Genomic DNA, 13,759 nt, shown 5'->3' on the forward strand with positions numbered 1-13,759 from the left:
GCGAGAGGACTTGCGATGGCCACCGAACATCCCGAAACCGTGCTGCCGCAAGACGAAACCGGCGAGTGGCCGCTGCGCGCCTGGGGGCTAGCCCTGCTCGGCGGCCTCACCGGCCTCGCGATCTACTGGATCGTCCGCCCCGACCACTATCGTCCCGATGGCGACGCTATGGCAGTCCGCCTGGCGCTCGGCACTTTTCTCGGCATCGGCGCGCTCGTCTTCGGCTTTCTTGTCGAGCGCACCCGCATCCACTGGAGCGCAGCCTGCGCGGCGATCGGCGGGGCCATCGTCGCCCTGACGATCTACTGGAACGGCCCTTTCGGCTTAAGGCATAGCGAGGAGCCGTGGCGGATCGTCTGCGCTGTACTCGCCATCGCCATCGCGGCACCGCTGTTCCAGGCCTGGCGCGACGCCCATCCGGCTGATGGCGAAAGACCGGCCGGAAAGTTCGCCATTCCCTACCCGGAAGCCCATAGCCACGCATGGACCAACGTCGTGCTCTGGTGCGCGGCCTGGGTCTTCGTCGGCGTGGTCTGGGCCATGGTCCTGCTGCTTTCCGAGCTGTTCCGCCTGATCGGCATCAACCTGCTCAAGCACCTGCTTGAACAGGATTGGGCGGCGCTCACCCTCACCGGCGCGGCGCTCGGCGCGGGCATCGGCCTGCTGCGCGACCGCGACGGCATCCTGCGTCTGCTCCAGCGCGTGGTGACGACGATCCTTTCGGTACTCGCGCCGGTGCTGGCGCTCGGCCTTGTCGTTTTCCTCGCCGCGATTCCCTTTACCGGCCTCACGCCCCTGTGGGACGCGACCCGTTCGACCAGCCCGATCCTGCTCGGCTGCGTGATCGGCGCGCTCTCGCTCGCCAATGCCGTGATTGGCGACCACGCCTCGCACGAGGCGCGCAGCCGGTTGCTGCGCGCCAGCGTCGCCGCGCTCGGCATCGCGATGCTGCCGCTCGGCGTGATCGCCGCAATCTCGACCGGCCTGCGCATCCAGCAATACGGTCTGACGCCGGACCGGCTCTGGGCCGTGGTCTTCACCGCGATCGCCTGCGCCTACGGCCTTGCCTACCTCGTCGTGCTGGCAAACCGGAGACTTGGTTCCGCCCCGCACCTGCGCATCGCCAACTTGCGCCTCGCGGGAGGCCTGTGCCTCGTCGCATTGCTGCTCTCGACGCCGCTGATCAACTTCGGCGCCCTGTCCACCCGCGACCAGCTCGCCCGGCTTGAAAGCGGCAGAACCCCGCTCGACAAGTTCGACTGGCGCGCGCTGCGCTTCGACTTCGGCCGCAGCGGGGAAGCAGCCACGCGCCGCCTCGCCGCAGCGGGTCGGACGCCGGAAATCCGCGCCGCTGCGAAAAAAGCCCGCGATGCGGAAAGCCGCTGGTCGCTCGATCCCGTCACGCTCGAACCCAAACGCCCGCCGTTCCCGTCCGAGCGCCTGCTCGTCCTGCCGCGCGGCACCCGGCTTCCCAAGGACCTTTACGATCAACTGAACGGCTATGCCGCCTGCGGCTACAGCGGGGCCTGCACAGTGCTCTACACCCCCGGCAGCGATGAGGCCGTGATCGTCACCGCCAGCGAAAGCAACCTCTGGAGGCGCGAAAGCGGCAAGTGGGGCAGCGTACCGGCGCGGTCCTTCCTATCCGGCAAGGACAAGCAAGACCGTCTGGAAGCCGCGCTTAAGGCCGGTAAAGTCGAAACGCGGAACGTGACCCGCCGCCAGGTCTTCGTCGATGGGCAGCCGGTCGGGCAGGACTTCGAATAGCCCGGACAAAGCGAAAGTCGCTCCGCCGTCATGCGGCGGAGCGACTTTCGTAATTCAGCCGTCTATGTAGTCTTCCCTGAATTTTTCCAACTGGTCGTTGCGCCAACGGTAGTGCTTGATTTTGCAATCCAGGCTGTCCAGCACGAAAATCGATCCAGAGCCAAAGGTGTTTTCTTTTACGAAGCAGTCATCTATCGCAAATTCTTCCCAATGCTTCTGAGCTTCGTCAAGATAGCGAGCCGCTGCCGCGTAATCGGTCGCATCCGGGCCTTTGCCCTTCAACACACCCTGGATCTGGGCGACCAGCCGCTCTTGGGCAGCCTTCAATCCGTAGAGATACTCGCCCATGCAGTTGGCCTTGGCCAAGCTTGAACCATCCCCTCCGCTGCACAGACCTTCATAGGCGTCGTCCTCCGTATTCTGCGCAAGGACGCTCTGAGGTGCGAGCGAAGTCAGCATGGCCAGAGCGAACAGAACGGGTAGCTTCACGTTTTTCATCGGAAGTTCCTTGTCTCGGAAATGGGGAAGTCTTGGAAACGGGAAAATTTCATTTCGCGCGGCGGAGCAGGACGATCCCGCCGATAATGAAGGCGGCCGCGATCAGCGTCATCGGGATTCCGAAGATCAGCACGAAGAAGAACAGCGCCGTGCCCTCGTCGCGGCCGAGACCGCCCGAGGATTCGATCAGAGCCGAACCCAGGCCGCCGAGGAACTGCGCGAGAACGGCCGCTCCCACGAAGATGCAGCCCCAGCCATTACGCCGCGAGGGTATGACGCGTCGTACAAGAAACCATGCGACGGCAATGGCAAGAGCAAGCGCGGGAACGAAAGCCAGCGGCATCGCCGCCGCAGTGAGGCCGGGAACGGCCATGAGGATCATCGCGAACAGCGGCTGTCCGAGCCAAGCCGCGATCAACCCGACCACGCCCGGCATGATCCATTCCGAAGCGGAAGACTTCATCGCTCCAGCCCGCAGGCAGGTGAAGAAACAACAAGTCCGAACTTCGACGATGCCATGGCACGGCCTCACTGCAAGGAATGTCCCTGCGATGAGGCCTATATCATAATTTACCGACGTTCAATATTTAATTGACCATCGATCAATTACCTCTGTTGCAGCCAGTTCCGCAGCAGGAAGTTGACCTGTTCAGGATGCTCGAGCGCTGCCATATGTCCGCACGAGCCGATCTCGTGATAGCTGGAGCCGGCAATGCGTTCGTGGATTTCGCGAGCATGATCAGGCGGCGTGATGCGATCGCCATCACCTACGACGATCATCGTCGGCACGCGGATCGCTTCGAGACCGCCGAGAGAATCGGGCCGCGTCATGATCGCCTGCTGCTGGCGGATAAAGGCATCGCCGCCCACGCGCGAGGCCATGCCGCGCATCTCATCGGCCACGAAGCCTTCGGTATGGTCGGCATGGACCAACTGCCCCAGCAGCTTGTGGGTGATCCCGACGAACTTGCCGCGCCGCAGCGATTCGATCCCGATCTTGCGCTGCAAGGTGCGCTCCGGGGTATCGCTGCGCGCGCTGGAATTGATGAGGGCGAGGCGCGAGACGCGCTCGGGCGCGCGGCGCATGATTTCCAGCGCGACATAGCCGCCCATCGACAGCCCTGCGAGCGAGAACCGGCGCGGCGCGGCGGCCAGGGTGCGCTCGGCCATCGCGCCGATGGTGTCGTCCAGCGTGAGATCGGCGACCATCGGCGCGGCGACATCGGCCAGCGCATGGATCTGGCGACGCCAGAGCGCCTGGTCGCAGAGCAGGCCCGGCAGGAACACGACCGGCTCCAACGCCATCCCCGCCACCGTCCCGGTCACAGGCGCACGCTCGGTGCCCCAGTTCCGGTCCGCCACATTGCCAATGCTCTCGATCGCCAAACTTGCCATTTCAAATCTCCTGAGGGCCAGATGGACTTGCGCTCTTCATCTGTCCAATTCATGATGATGGCGATCTCGATACATTTTAGGTATGACGTGGAACTTCGACACATCCGCTACTTTCTCGCCGTTGCCGACGAACGGCACTTCACGCGCGCAGCGCAGCGCCTTGGCATCGGGCAGCCGCCGCTCAGCCATCAGATCAAGGATCTTGAACGCGAGGTCGGCACGCCGCTGTTCCACCGCATCCCCCAAGGCGCGGAACTCACCGAGGCCGGGCGTGCCTTCGAGGCACGGGTGCGGCAGATCCCGGAGATCGTGGCCGATGCCGTCAGCGCGGCCCAGCGAGCGGCGGCGGGCGAAACCGGCCGTATCCGCGTCGGCTTCACCGGCTCCGCCGCGTTCAATCCCCGCGTGCCCCAGGCGATCCGTGTCTATCGCCGTCGCTTCCCGGACGTCGAACTGAGCCTTGCCGAGCACAATTCCAACGGCCTTGTCGAAGGACTGAAGAACGGCACGCTCGATGCGGCCTTCCTCCGCCCCGATGCCGTGGACAAACAAGGCCTGCGCCTGTTCCATCTTGCCGACGAACCGCTGATCGCCGCGCTCGCATCCGCCCGCATGCCCCACGGCGACCCGATCCGGCTGGAACAGCTCGCGCAGGACCCCTTCATCCTGACCCCGCGCGCGCTGGGCCCCACGCTGTTCGATGCCACGCTGGAAGCCTGCCGGCAGGCCGGTTTCGAACCCGTTCTCGGCCAGTCGGCTCCGCAAGTCGCCTCGGTCCTCGCGCTCGTCGCGGCGGAACTGGGCGTGGCGCTGGTTCCGGAATCGATGCGCGACGCCTCGTTCAAGGGGGTTACCTATCACGACCTCGAAGGCGATCCCCCGAAAGTCGCCCTCGCCCTCGCCGTCCGCAGCGACGAGCTTGCCGCCACGGTCGCCGCCTTCACGGCGGAGGCGCGCTTCCCCTCTGAACCCGAGCACGATTGAGCGGTTGCGTAACGGGGCAGCGCCGTTTACCCGGCGCTAACCATCCTCCAGTAGTCATACGCAATGTCCCGCAGCCCTTTCAGACGCGTCCGCCTGTCGCTGCGGGAAGCCGTTCTGACCGCCACTTCCTACTTCGTCTGCGCGGCCATCGCGCTGCAACTGACCCGCTTCGACGGCGGCATCGCCATCGTCTGGCTGGCCGGTCCCGTCCTGTTCGCACGCCTGAGCACGACGCCACGCTGGCGCTGGGGCGCGATCATCCTGGCCTGCATACCGACGGGTCTGTGCGCATCGGTTCTCTTCGGGTTTCACGGCTTGGTCGCGATCCCGCTGCCGCTGCTCTGCATTGCCGAGGCCTGGCTCGCCGCCTGGCTGATCCGCCGTCTCTATCCGCGCTTCGGGCGCTTCCAGTCCTTGCCGGAAGTGGGCTCGTTCCTTCTCGTGGCGGGGGTGATCGTCCCGGCGCTCACGGCATTCGGAGGCGCCCTGTGCGCGCATATTGCCCGCGACCTGCCCTTTTGGCCCGCATGGCGCGACTGGTATGCGGGCCACGCACTCGGCCTCGTCACCTTCGCACCGCCCCTGCTGCTCACGCTGCGGGGAGGAGCCCGCCAGTGGATCGCCTCCGACAAGTCGCGCATGGGAGAGGCGGCGCTGCTGCTGGGCCTTGTGGCCCTCGCCTCGCTGGCCACGTTCGGACAGGACAGAATTCCGCTGGTGATCCTGCCGTTCATTCCGACCATCGCGGCAACCCTGCGGCTCGGGCGTTTCGGTGCCGTGTCCGCGGTTGTCGTCCTGGTGACGATCGGCCTGTCCTTCTCGCTGGCGGGCCATGGTCCGACCACGCTGCTGCGCTTGCCGATGGGCCAGAAGTTGCAGGTTCTCCAGATCTACTTCGCCACGATCGTGCTTACCGTCCTGCCGCTGGCCGCGGAGTTGCGCTCGCGCCGTCGCCTGGTTGACCGGCTCCACGCCGCCGAAGCATTGCACCGGCTGGTGCTGGACCGGATGAGTGACATCGTCGTCAGGGTCAACGCCGAGGGTGTGGTGCGCTATGCCTCACCATCGGCCACACGGGTTTCCGGTTACGATCCCGGCGAACTGCTCGGGCAATCGATGTTCAGCCTGATTTTGCCGGAAGATCACGCCGCGCTGCTCGAAGCCCGGCAGAAGGCGCTGTCCCACCCCGAAGCTCCCGCGATCGTCGAGTATCGCGTGCGCCGCAAGGACGGGATCGTCGTCTGGGTCGAAAGTCACATGCGCGGGATCATCGACGAGCAGGGCAGAACGAACGGAACCGTGAGCATCATCCGCGAAATCACCCAGCGGAGACAGCTGGTCGAGGACCTGACGGCGCAGGCCATGACCGACCACCTGACGGGCGCCTGCAACCGCCGCGCGTTCGACGAAGCCCTGCTGGCGCTTCTCGCCGAGCAGCCCTCCCCGTCCGCGAATGCAGCGGAAGCGGGATGCCTGGCCGTCTTCGACCTCGACCATTTCAAGCACATCAACGACCGCTACGGCCACGCCGCAGGCGACGAGGTGCTGGTGCGCTTCGTCTCGATCCTGCGCGGCGCGGTTCGTGACGGCGATGTCGTCGCGCGTCTCGGCGGCGAGGAATTCGCGGTGCTGCTGAAGGGACTGACGATCGACCAGGCGCACCTCGTCTGCGAGCGCATCCGCACCCGCTTCGAGGAAGCCGACATTCAGGATTCGCTGGGCAACAGCGTCCAGGCCACTGTCAGCATCGGCATCGGGCCGCTTCTGACCGGCGGGGAAAGCCGGAAAATCCTGTCGCGCGCCGACGATGCGCTCTATCGCGCCAAGCGGGACGGCCGCAACCGCACGAGCCTGCCGTTCCCCGACACTTCCACGGAAAAGCGCAGCGCCTGATCGCTCCGTCCCGACATTTCCCGCGCGTTCTTGTCGAAACCCTCCCGAAACTCTTGCGTTTCCACGCTCCGCGCGTCACAATGCTGCAATGCAAAATCACGCGAATTCCACACCGGCCTGAAAACGAGCATGATCGATACCCGACTGTCCCTGATGGAAGCGATCTCGTTTCGTCGCACCGTCCATGCCCGCTATAACGGCGGCATCGTCAAGCTCGCCCCGCACCTTATGTTCGAGCGGCACGGCGATCTCTTCGTCAGCGCGCTGAACATGAGCAAAGCTTGGCGCTCGCCCGAGGAACAGCGCCTCGGCCAGTTCAAGCTCGCCGGGCTGGAAGTGACCGAACTGCTGGAGGAAGTCTTCGAGCCGCTCGCCACTTACGAAGCCGCCGCGCCGCGCAGCGACGACACCCTGCTCCTGGCGATCTGACCGGCACGGTTCGACCATCAGGGCCACGCGCTTTCGGTTTACACATGACGGATCTCTTTGCCGGTTCCGCGCCTCCGCAACGGATGCCGCTGGCCGCCTTGCTCCGTCCCGCCTCGCTGGACGAGGTGATCGGACAGGCCCATGTCGTCGGTGAAGGATCGATCCTGCGCCGACGCGTGAGGGCGGGCTCGCTCGGCAGCGTGATCCTCTACGGACCGCCCGGCATCGGCAAGACCTCGATCGCGCGGGCGGTGGGCGCCATGCTGGGCAAGACCTTCCGTCCGCTCAATGCAACGCGGGCCGGGGTCGCCGAAATCCGCAAGCTGGCGGACGAGGCACGCGTGCATCCGCTGCTGATCTTCGTCGACGAAGTGCAGCGCTTTTCCGCTACCCAGACCGACGATCTCCTGTCGATCTGCGAGGACGGCGTTGCCGACTTCATCGGCGCGACGACCGGCAATCCCTACCACGTCCTCACCCCGGCGCTGGTCTCGCGCTCGACCATTCTCAAGCTGGAACCGCTCGACATCGCCGACATGGAGAAAGTCGTGCGCCGAGGGATCGAGCATCTCCAGGCAAGCGGCATCACCCTCGGGATGACGCCCGAGCAGGTCCGCATGATCGCGGGCCGGTCCGGCGGCGATGCCCGCCGCGCGCTGACGACGCTGGAAAGCCTGGCGCTCGGCCACGAGGACGCCGCGTTCGAGGTGACCGACGCGATGCTGGAAGAGGCCTATGCCGCCGCGCCGGTCAATCACGACAGGTCCGGCGATGCCCATTACGACGTGGTTTCCGCCTTCGTGAAATCGATGCGCGGCTCCGATCCGGACGCCACGCTCTATTGGCTCGCGCGCCTGATCCACGGCGGCGAGGACCCGCGCTACATCGCCCGCCGGATCATGATCCATGCCTCCGAGGACGTCGGCCTCGCCGATAACACCGCCTTGCAGACAGCCGTGGCGGCGCTCCATGCAGTCGAGAAGATCGGCTATCCGGAGGCCCAGATCGTGCTCGCCCATGCCGCCCTTCACGTTGCGCGCGCGCCAAAGTCGGCCTCTTCCTCCCGCGGTATCTCGGCGGCACTCCAGTTCGTCGCGGCGCAGCCGCCGGCGCAAGTGCCGCTTCACTTGCGCGATGCCCATTACAAGGGCGCCGCGCAGCTCGGCCATGTCGGCTATCAATGGCCGCATGACGATCCGCGCGGCTGGGTCGACCAGGTCTATTCACCGATGCCCAAAGGCGCACTCTACCGCAGCGAAGCACGCGAGGCAGGCACGTTCGAGCGCCGCGCCGATGAGCACTGGCGCCGCGTGACTGGCACCGACCAGCCCCGCCGCGACGACAGTTGAGGCGGCGCTTCTCCCGGTCTCTCAGGCCACTTTGAACAAGGCGGTCCGGGCCGTGAGGCGATCGACCTCCTGCGTGAGACTGCGCGCGGCAGCCGAGGCCTGCTCGACCATGGCCGCGTTCTGCTGGGTCGCCAGGTTCATCGCACCGATGGCCGCGGTCACTTCGCTGACCGAACTGGACGAGGCCCGGTTGCCCTTCGCCATGCCGCCCAGCAGGAGGTGAACCTGCCCGACATCCCCGGCGATGTTCTCGAATGCCCCGTCGACGCGCTCCACGGCGCCCAGCGCGGAAACGATCTCGGCCTGGGTCACCGTCAGCTGCTCGCGGGCAGTGCGGGCCTCCGCCTCGGAGCGCATGGCCAGCGCCGAAACGAGATCGGCAACGACCGCGAAGCCGCGCCCTTCCTCTCCCGCCCGGCCGGCCTCGATAGCTGCGTTCATCGCCAATACGCGGGTCTGGAAGGCAATCTTGTCGAGACCTTCGATGACGCCGTCGATATTGGTCGCACTGTCGGACACCCGCCGCATCGCATCGACGGCCTCGGCCGCGATATCCCGCCCGTCGTTGACCGTCGCGATCGCCAGGTCCGCCCGGCCGACGGTCTCGATCGCGTCATTCGCGCCCGACCGCAAGTTGCCGTCGATCTCCAGCAGCGCCGCGGAACTCTGTTCGAGGCTCGCCGCGCTGGCCTCCGTGCGTCGCGCGAGATCCTCTGAGGCCTGGGCGATCTCGAAGGCGCCGCCGCGAATGGTTGCCGTGCTCGATCCGGCCGACGCGATCAGCCCCCGCAAGCCCGCCAGCGCGGAATTGTAGTTGCCGCGAAGCCCCTCATAGCTTTCGGGAAAGCGATCGACGATCTCCGCGGTGAGATCGCCGGAAGACAGCTGCGCGAGACCGCCTCCCAGCGCGGCAACCACCCCGCGCTGCTCCGTGTCGGCGGCTTCGCGTGCCGCCGCGGCATCGCGGAAAACCAGCAGCGCCCGCGCCATCTCTCCGATCTCGTCCGGGCGATCGAGGTTTTCGATCTCGATATCGTGATGATCCTCCGCAAGCCGCAACATCGTCCGGGTCGCGCCTTCCAGCGGGCGGAACAGGCGCATGGCTTCCCGCCTGCAAAGCGCCGCGGCGATCGCGGTGACGAGCAAGGCAACGATCAGCACCTGCCAGCTCACGCGATTGACCTGCGCATTGAAATCGCTCGCCGGGAAACCGACGAAAAGAATGCCGATCACTTTGCCGTCGGAATTGCGGATCGGATCGTAGCCTGCGAAATAGTCGGTGCCGAGGATATTGATCTGTCCCCGCCAGGACTTGCCCTCGACCAGAATGGCATCCCGCACCGGCCCGGCCTCAAAACGCGAACCGAGCGCGCGCGAACCGTCGTCGAGCATGACGTTGGTGGCCACCGGCAGATCTTCCATGAAGATCGTCGCCATGCCTCCGACCAGTTCCTTGATGCGATCCGCCGTCGCATTGTTGCCGCTGAGCACGGTATCCCCGGCGCGAAGCTGCCCTTCGTGCAGATTGAAGTTCAAGCCATTCGCCTGAAGCACCGACCATGCCACGCGCATGTTCGTATCGAGCCTTTCGGTTCCCTGCTCGCGCGCGCTTTCGACCATGAGCACGCGCGTGCCCGCAAACAGGATGGCCGAAAGCAGCATCAGGGCGGCTACGGTCATGAGTGTGACCCTGGCGGAAAGGGGCTGTCGGTTCAGGTATGCACGCAAGCGGATCATCTGGTTTTCTCTATTGGGGGGCAAAGCTGCGACCCGCCCCTATCGATTTGATCAAAATGGATAAAATCCAACGATAATACTCTTATGACACTCGGCGTCATTTTCCTGTCCGTGCGCCGGTCAATCGCGCGCGGAAGAACATGAAAATTTTGTAACCTCGCCTCCACGCCCGCTCCATGGCGGCAGGGCTAGAACGGTCGTGCGGCCCGGAAGCCGAATGTGACATTCGCACCCTCGTCATTGCCTCCGGTTTTCGGGCCGCACCTTCCGAAAGACCAATGAAACTCCGGGCGGCGTTCCCCCACGCCGCCCGGAACTTTTCGTGAGGCACGCCGTGGCTGCACCGATTTTCTTCGACCCCACCGGAAACCGGCGCGTCCGGGTTCGCCGCCTGTCGTTCATCGCCCTGCTGACGGCGATCGCGGCCTGCGTCATCTTCGCGACCACCGTAGCCAGCGTGCCCGCGCCGCCGCCGCTGCCGATCGCTTACGAGCACGCCTCGCCGCTGCCGTTCCGCGCACAGATCGGCCACCTGACGCGCCGTGCGCGCAAGTTCCTGTTCGGCAAGCCCGCCATTCCCGCCGCCACGCCCGGCGCCAGGCCGATCACCGTCGGCTTCTACACGCCCTGGAGCGACGACAGCGCCACCTCGCTGGAACGCCACATCGACCGGCTCGACTGGGTCGCCCCCGCCACTCTCTCGGTCGACAAGAGCGGCGCACTCAAGATCGACGACGACGCGCGGCTCGACCATCTGCTCGCCACCGCCCTCCATCGCCCGCTTGTCGTGCCGGTGCTCCAGAACACCATCGACGGCGACTGGCAGGGCGATGCCACGGCGGCGCAGCTTGCCAATCCGGCCCGCCGCCATGCGCTGGAAGCGCAAGTGGCCGCCTACCTCGACAAGACCGGCTATGCTGGCGTCATGGTCGACTTCGAGACCATGCCCAGCGGCAGCCTGCCGAACCTGCGCCTGTTCCTGAGCGAACTGCGCGCCCAGCTCGCGCCCAAGCATCGCATCGTCTCGGTCACCATGCCGATCGACAATCCGGAGTGGTCGACCCGCGCCTTCGCGAGCGTGGCGGACCGCCTGGTGCTGATGGCCTACGACGAGCACTGGCAGGGCGGCACCCCCGGTCCGATCGCCTCCAGCCCGTGGTTCGCGCAGAAGCTGTCCCACGCGCTGGCCGGGCTGCCGCAGGGCAAGGCGATCGTCGCGCTCGGCGAGTACGCCTACAACTGGCACGACGGCAAGGCTGACAGCATGACCGTTGAGGAAGCCTGGCTCGACGCCCATGACAGCGGCGCCGAGCCGCAATACGATGCCATGAGCGGCAATGCCGGCTATTCCTACGACGATGACGGCCATCGCCACGACGTCTGGATGCTCGACGCCGCCGCCACCTGGAACCAGATGCAGGTCCTCTCGCGCCTCGGCGTGGGCGACATCGCGCTCTGGCGCCTCGGCTCGGAGGAGCCCGGCTTCTGGAACACGGTCAAGGCATGGCGCACCGGAGCCCGTCCAAACCTGACGCACCTGACGCAGGCCGCCAATGTCGACGTGGAAGGCCAGGGCGAGATCCTCGACGTGACCGCCACGCCGCAGGACGGCAGCCGCGCGGTCTCGTTCGACAAGACCACCGGGATGGTCTCCGCAGAGAGCTATACCCGGCTGCCCACGCCCTATGTCGTGCACCGCACCGGCGCCCTGCCCAAGAAGCTCGCGCTGACCTTCGACGACGGCCCTGACCCGACCTGGACCCCGCGCATCCTCTCGATCCTGGAACAGTACCACGTTCCGGGCACGTTCTTCATGATCGGCGAGAATGCCCTTACCAACCGCGACCTCGTCAAGCGCATCGCCGACGATGGCGACGAGATCGGCAACCACAGCTACACCCACCCGAACATGGCCGAGGAAGCCGCGACCGGCATCGGCCTGGAAATGAACGCCACCCAGCGCCTGATCGAGGCCACCACCGGCCGTTCGATCCGCCTGTTTCGCGCGCCCTATTTCGGAGACGCCGAGCCGACCACGGCCGACGAACTCGTCCCCGCTGCCATCGCCCGTGCGCACGGCTATACCGTGGTCGGCCTCCACGTCGATCCGGACGACTGGCAGCGCCCCGGCGTCCAGCACATCATCGACAGCACGATCCAGCAGGTGGAATCGGCCAGTCCCGACCGCTCCGAAAACGTGATCCTGCTCCACGACGGCGGTGGCGACCGTTCGCAGACCGTGGCCGCGCTCCCCGTCATCATCGAGCGGTTGAAGCAGGACGGCTATACGTTCGTCCCCGTCTCGACCCTCGCAGGCCTCTCGCACGATGCGGTGATGCCCAAGGTAGACGGCGTGGACCTCGCCGCCGTGCGCGCGGACATCGCCCTGTTCGGGGCGCTCGCGGCGATCCTCGTCGGCCTGAACTGGACGTTCTTCTTCGCAATCTCGCTGGGCGTATTGCGCTCGGTCGGCCTCGCCTCGCTGGCCAGCCTGCTGCGCCGCCCGCAGCCGATGGAAGCCCCGGCAGACACCTGCGACCCGCTCGTGACCGTCATCATTCCCGCCTACAACGAGGAGCGCGTGATCGAAGCCTCGGTGCGGCGGGTGCTCGAAAGCGACTATCGTCAGCTCCAGATCATCGTCGCCGACGACGGTTCGAAGGATCGCACCAGCGCCATCGTTGCCGAGGCCTTCGCCAATAATGCCCATGTCGAACTGCTGACGCTCGTGAACGGCGGCAAGGCCGCCGCGCTCAACCGCGCACTCAAGCAGGCCCGCGGCAGCGTGATCGTGGCGCTCGATGCCGATACCCATTTCGAGGTCGAGACAATCTCCCGCCTCGTGCGCTGGTTCGCCGACCCCGCCATCGGCGCGGTGGCGGGCAATGCCAAGGTCGGCAACCGCGTGAACCTCGTCACCCGCTGGCAGGGCGTGGAATATGTCACCGCGCAGAACCTCGAACGCCGCGCACTGACCCGGCTCGACGCGATCATGGTCGTGCCCGGCGCGGTCGGCGCCTGGCGCCGCGAGGCGCTCGACGAGGTCGGCGGCTATCCGGAAGACACGCTGGCGGAGGACCAGGACCTCACCATCGCCATCCAGCGCAAGGGCTGGAAGATCGCCTACGACGAAGACGCCGTGGCCTGGACCGAAGCGCCGGAGAGCTTCAAGGCCCTGTCGAAGCAGCGCTTCCGCTGGTCCTTCGGCACGCTCCAGTGCCTGTGGAAGCACCGCGGCACTCTGGTGAAGGGGCGCCCTTCCGGCCTTGCCTTCATCGGCATGCCCCAGGCCTGGCTGTTCCAGATCGTCTTCGCGGTGATCTCGCCCGCCATCGATCTGGCCCTGGTGATCTCGATCGGCGGCACCGCCTTGCGCGTGTCGCAGCACGGCTGGGCGCAGACCCAGACCGACGTGCTGCGCATGGGCGCCTACTGGCTGGCCTTCACGCTGGTGGACCTTGCCTGCGGCTGGATCGCCTATCGCCTCGACACCCGCCGCGAGCGCTTCCGCCCGTTCCTGCTGCTGGCCCAGCGCTTCGTCTATCGCCAGCTCATGTACAGCGTGGTGATCCGCGCGGTGGGGGCCGCCTTCGCCGGCAAGGGCATCGGCTGGGGCAAGCTGGAGCGGACCGGGCGGGTCAACGCGGCGCCTGCAAACCAGACCGCCACCGCACCCGAACGCGATCTGGAAACGGCCTGAAGGATCA

General features: G+C 66.2%; 10 protein-coding genes. 6 read left to right on the plus strand and 4 right to left on the minus strand.

Annotated elements, in window-relative coordinates; translation table 11 throughout:
- The first annotated feature begins 15 nt into the window (after window positions 1-15).
- Window positions 16-1,767 carry a DUF4153 domain-containing protein gene (locus tag V7066_RS00900; RefSeq protein WP_334181366.1) on the plus strand — a complete coding sequence of 584 codons (1,752 nt, stop codon included), beginning with the start codon at window positions 16-18 and terminating at the stop codon, window positions 1,765-1,767.
- Window positions 1,768-1,821: 54 nt separating this feature from the next.
- Here the strand turns inward: V7066_RS00900 and V7066_RS00905 are convergent, their stop codons facing one another.
- From V7066_RS00905 to V7066_RS00915, 3 genes are all read right to left on the minus strand, one after another.
- The gene (locus tag V7066_RS00905; protein ID WP_334181367.1) at window positions 1,822-2,265 is read right to left on the minus strand and encodes a lysozyme inhibitor LprI family protein; all 444 of its coding nucleotides are present in this window, start codon (window positions 2,263-2,265) and stop codon (window positions 1,822-1,824) included.
- A 49-nt stretch (window positions 2,266-2,314) separates the two neighbouring features.
- The gene (locus tag V7066_RS00910; RefSeq protein ID WP_334181368.1) at window positions 2,315-2,728 is read right to left on the minus strand and encodes a hypothetical protein; all 414 of its coding nucleotides are present in this window, start codon (window positions 2,726-2,728) and stop codon (window positions 2,315-2,317) included.
- A 143-nt stretch (window positions 2,729-2,871) separates the two neighbouring features.
- On the minus strand, window positions 2,872-3,660 hold the full coding sequence (locus V7066_RS00915) for an alpha/beta fold hydrolase (RefSeq protein ID WP_334181369.1): 789 nt from the start codon (window positions 3,658-3,660) through the stop codon (window positions 2,872-2,874).
- A gap of 87 nt (window positions 3,661-3,747) precedes the next feature.
- Between V7066_RS00915 and V7066_RS00920 the strand changes: the two genes are divergently transcribed.
- The 4 genes from V7066_RS00920 (at window position 3,748) to V7066_RS00935 (ending at window position 8,315) form a co-directional block, all read left to right on the plus strand.
- Window positions 3,748-4,644 carry a LysR family transcriptional regulator gene (locus tag V7066_RS00920; protein WP_334181370.1) on the plus strand — a complete coding sequence of 299 codons (897 nt, stop codon included), beginning with the start codon at window positions 3,748-3,750 and terminating at the stop codon, window positions 4,642-4,644.
- A gap of 63 nt (window positions 4,645-4,707) precedes the next feature.
- Window positions 4,708-6,537: a sensor domain-containing diguanylate cyclase gene (locus V7066_RS00925; protein WP_334181371.1), complete on the plus strand. Its 1,830-nt coding sequence runs from the start codon at window positions 4,708-4,710 to the stop codon at window positions 6,535-6,537.
- 129 nt (window positions 6,538-6,666) lie between these two features.
- Window positions 6,667-6,966, plus strand: a complete 300-nt coding sequence (locus V7066_RS00930; RefSeq protein WP_334181372.1) for a hypothetical protein — start codon at window positions 6,667-6,669, stop codon at window positions 6,964-6,966.
- A gap of 44 nt (window positions 6,967-7,010) precedes the next feature.
- A complete protein-coding gene (locus V7066_RS00935) occupies window positions 7,011-8,315 on the plus strand; it encodes a replication-associated recombination protein A (protein ID WP_334181373.1) in 1,305 nt (434 codons plus the stop codon).
- A gap of 21 nt (window positions 8,316-8,336) precedes the next feature.
- Here the strand turns inward: V7066_RS00935 and V7066_RS00940 are convergent, their stop codons facing one another.
- Complete coding sequence (locus tag V7066_RS00940) at window positions 8,337-9,995, minus strand: methyl-accepting chemotaxis protein (RefSeq protein WP_334181374.1); 1,659 nt, start codon at window positions 9,993-9,995, stop codon at window positions 8,337-8,339.
- A gap of 391 nt (window positions 9,996-10,386) precedes the next feature.
- On the opposite strand from V7066_RS00940, the gene V7066_RS00945 reads away from it, so the two are divergent.
- Window positions 10,387-13,752: a glycosyltransferase gene (locus V7066_RS00945; RefSeq protein WP_334181375.1), complete on the plus strand. Its 3,366-nt coding sequence runs from the start codon at window positions 10,387-10,389 to the stop codon at window positions 13,750-13,752.
- Window positions 13,753-13,759 lie beyond the last annotated feature (7 nt).

The organism is Novosphingobium sp. (genome assembly GCF_036820275.1).
In the GTDB taxonomy this organism is placed as follows: Bacteria; Pseudomonadota; Alphaproteobacteria; order Sphingomonadales; family Sphingomonadaceae; genus Novosphingobium.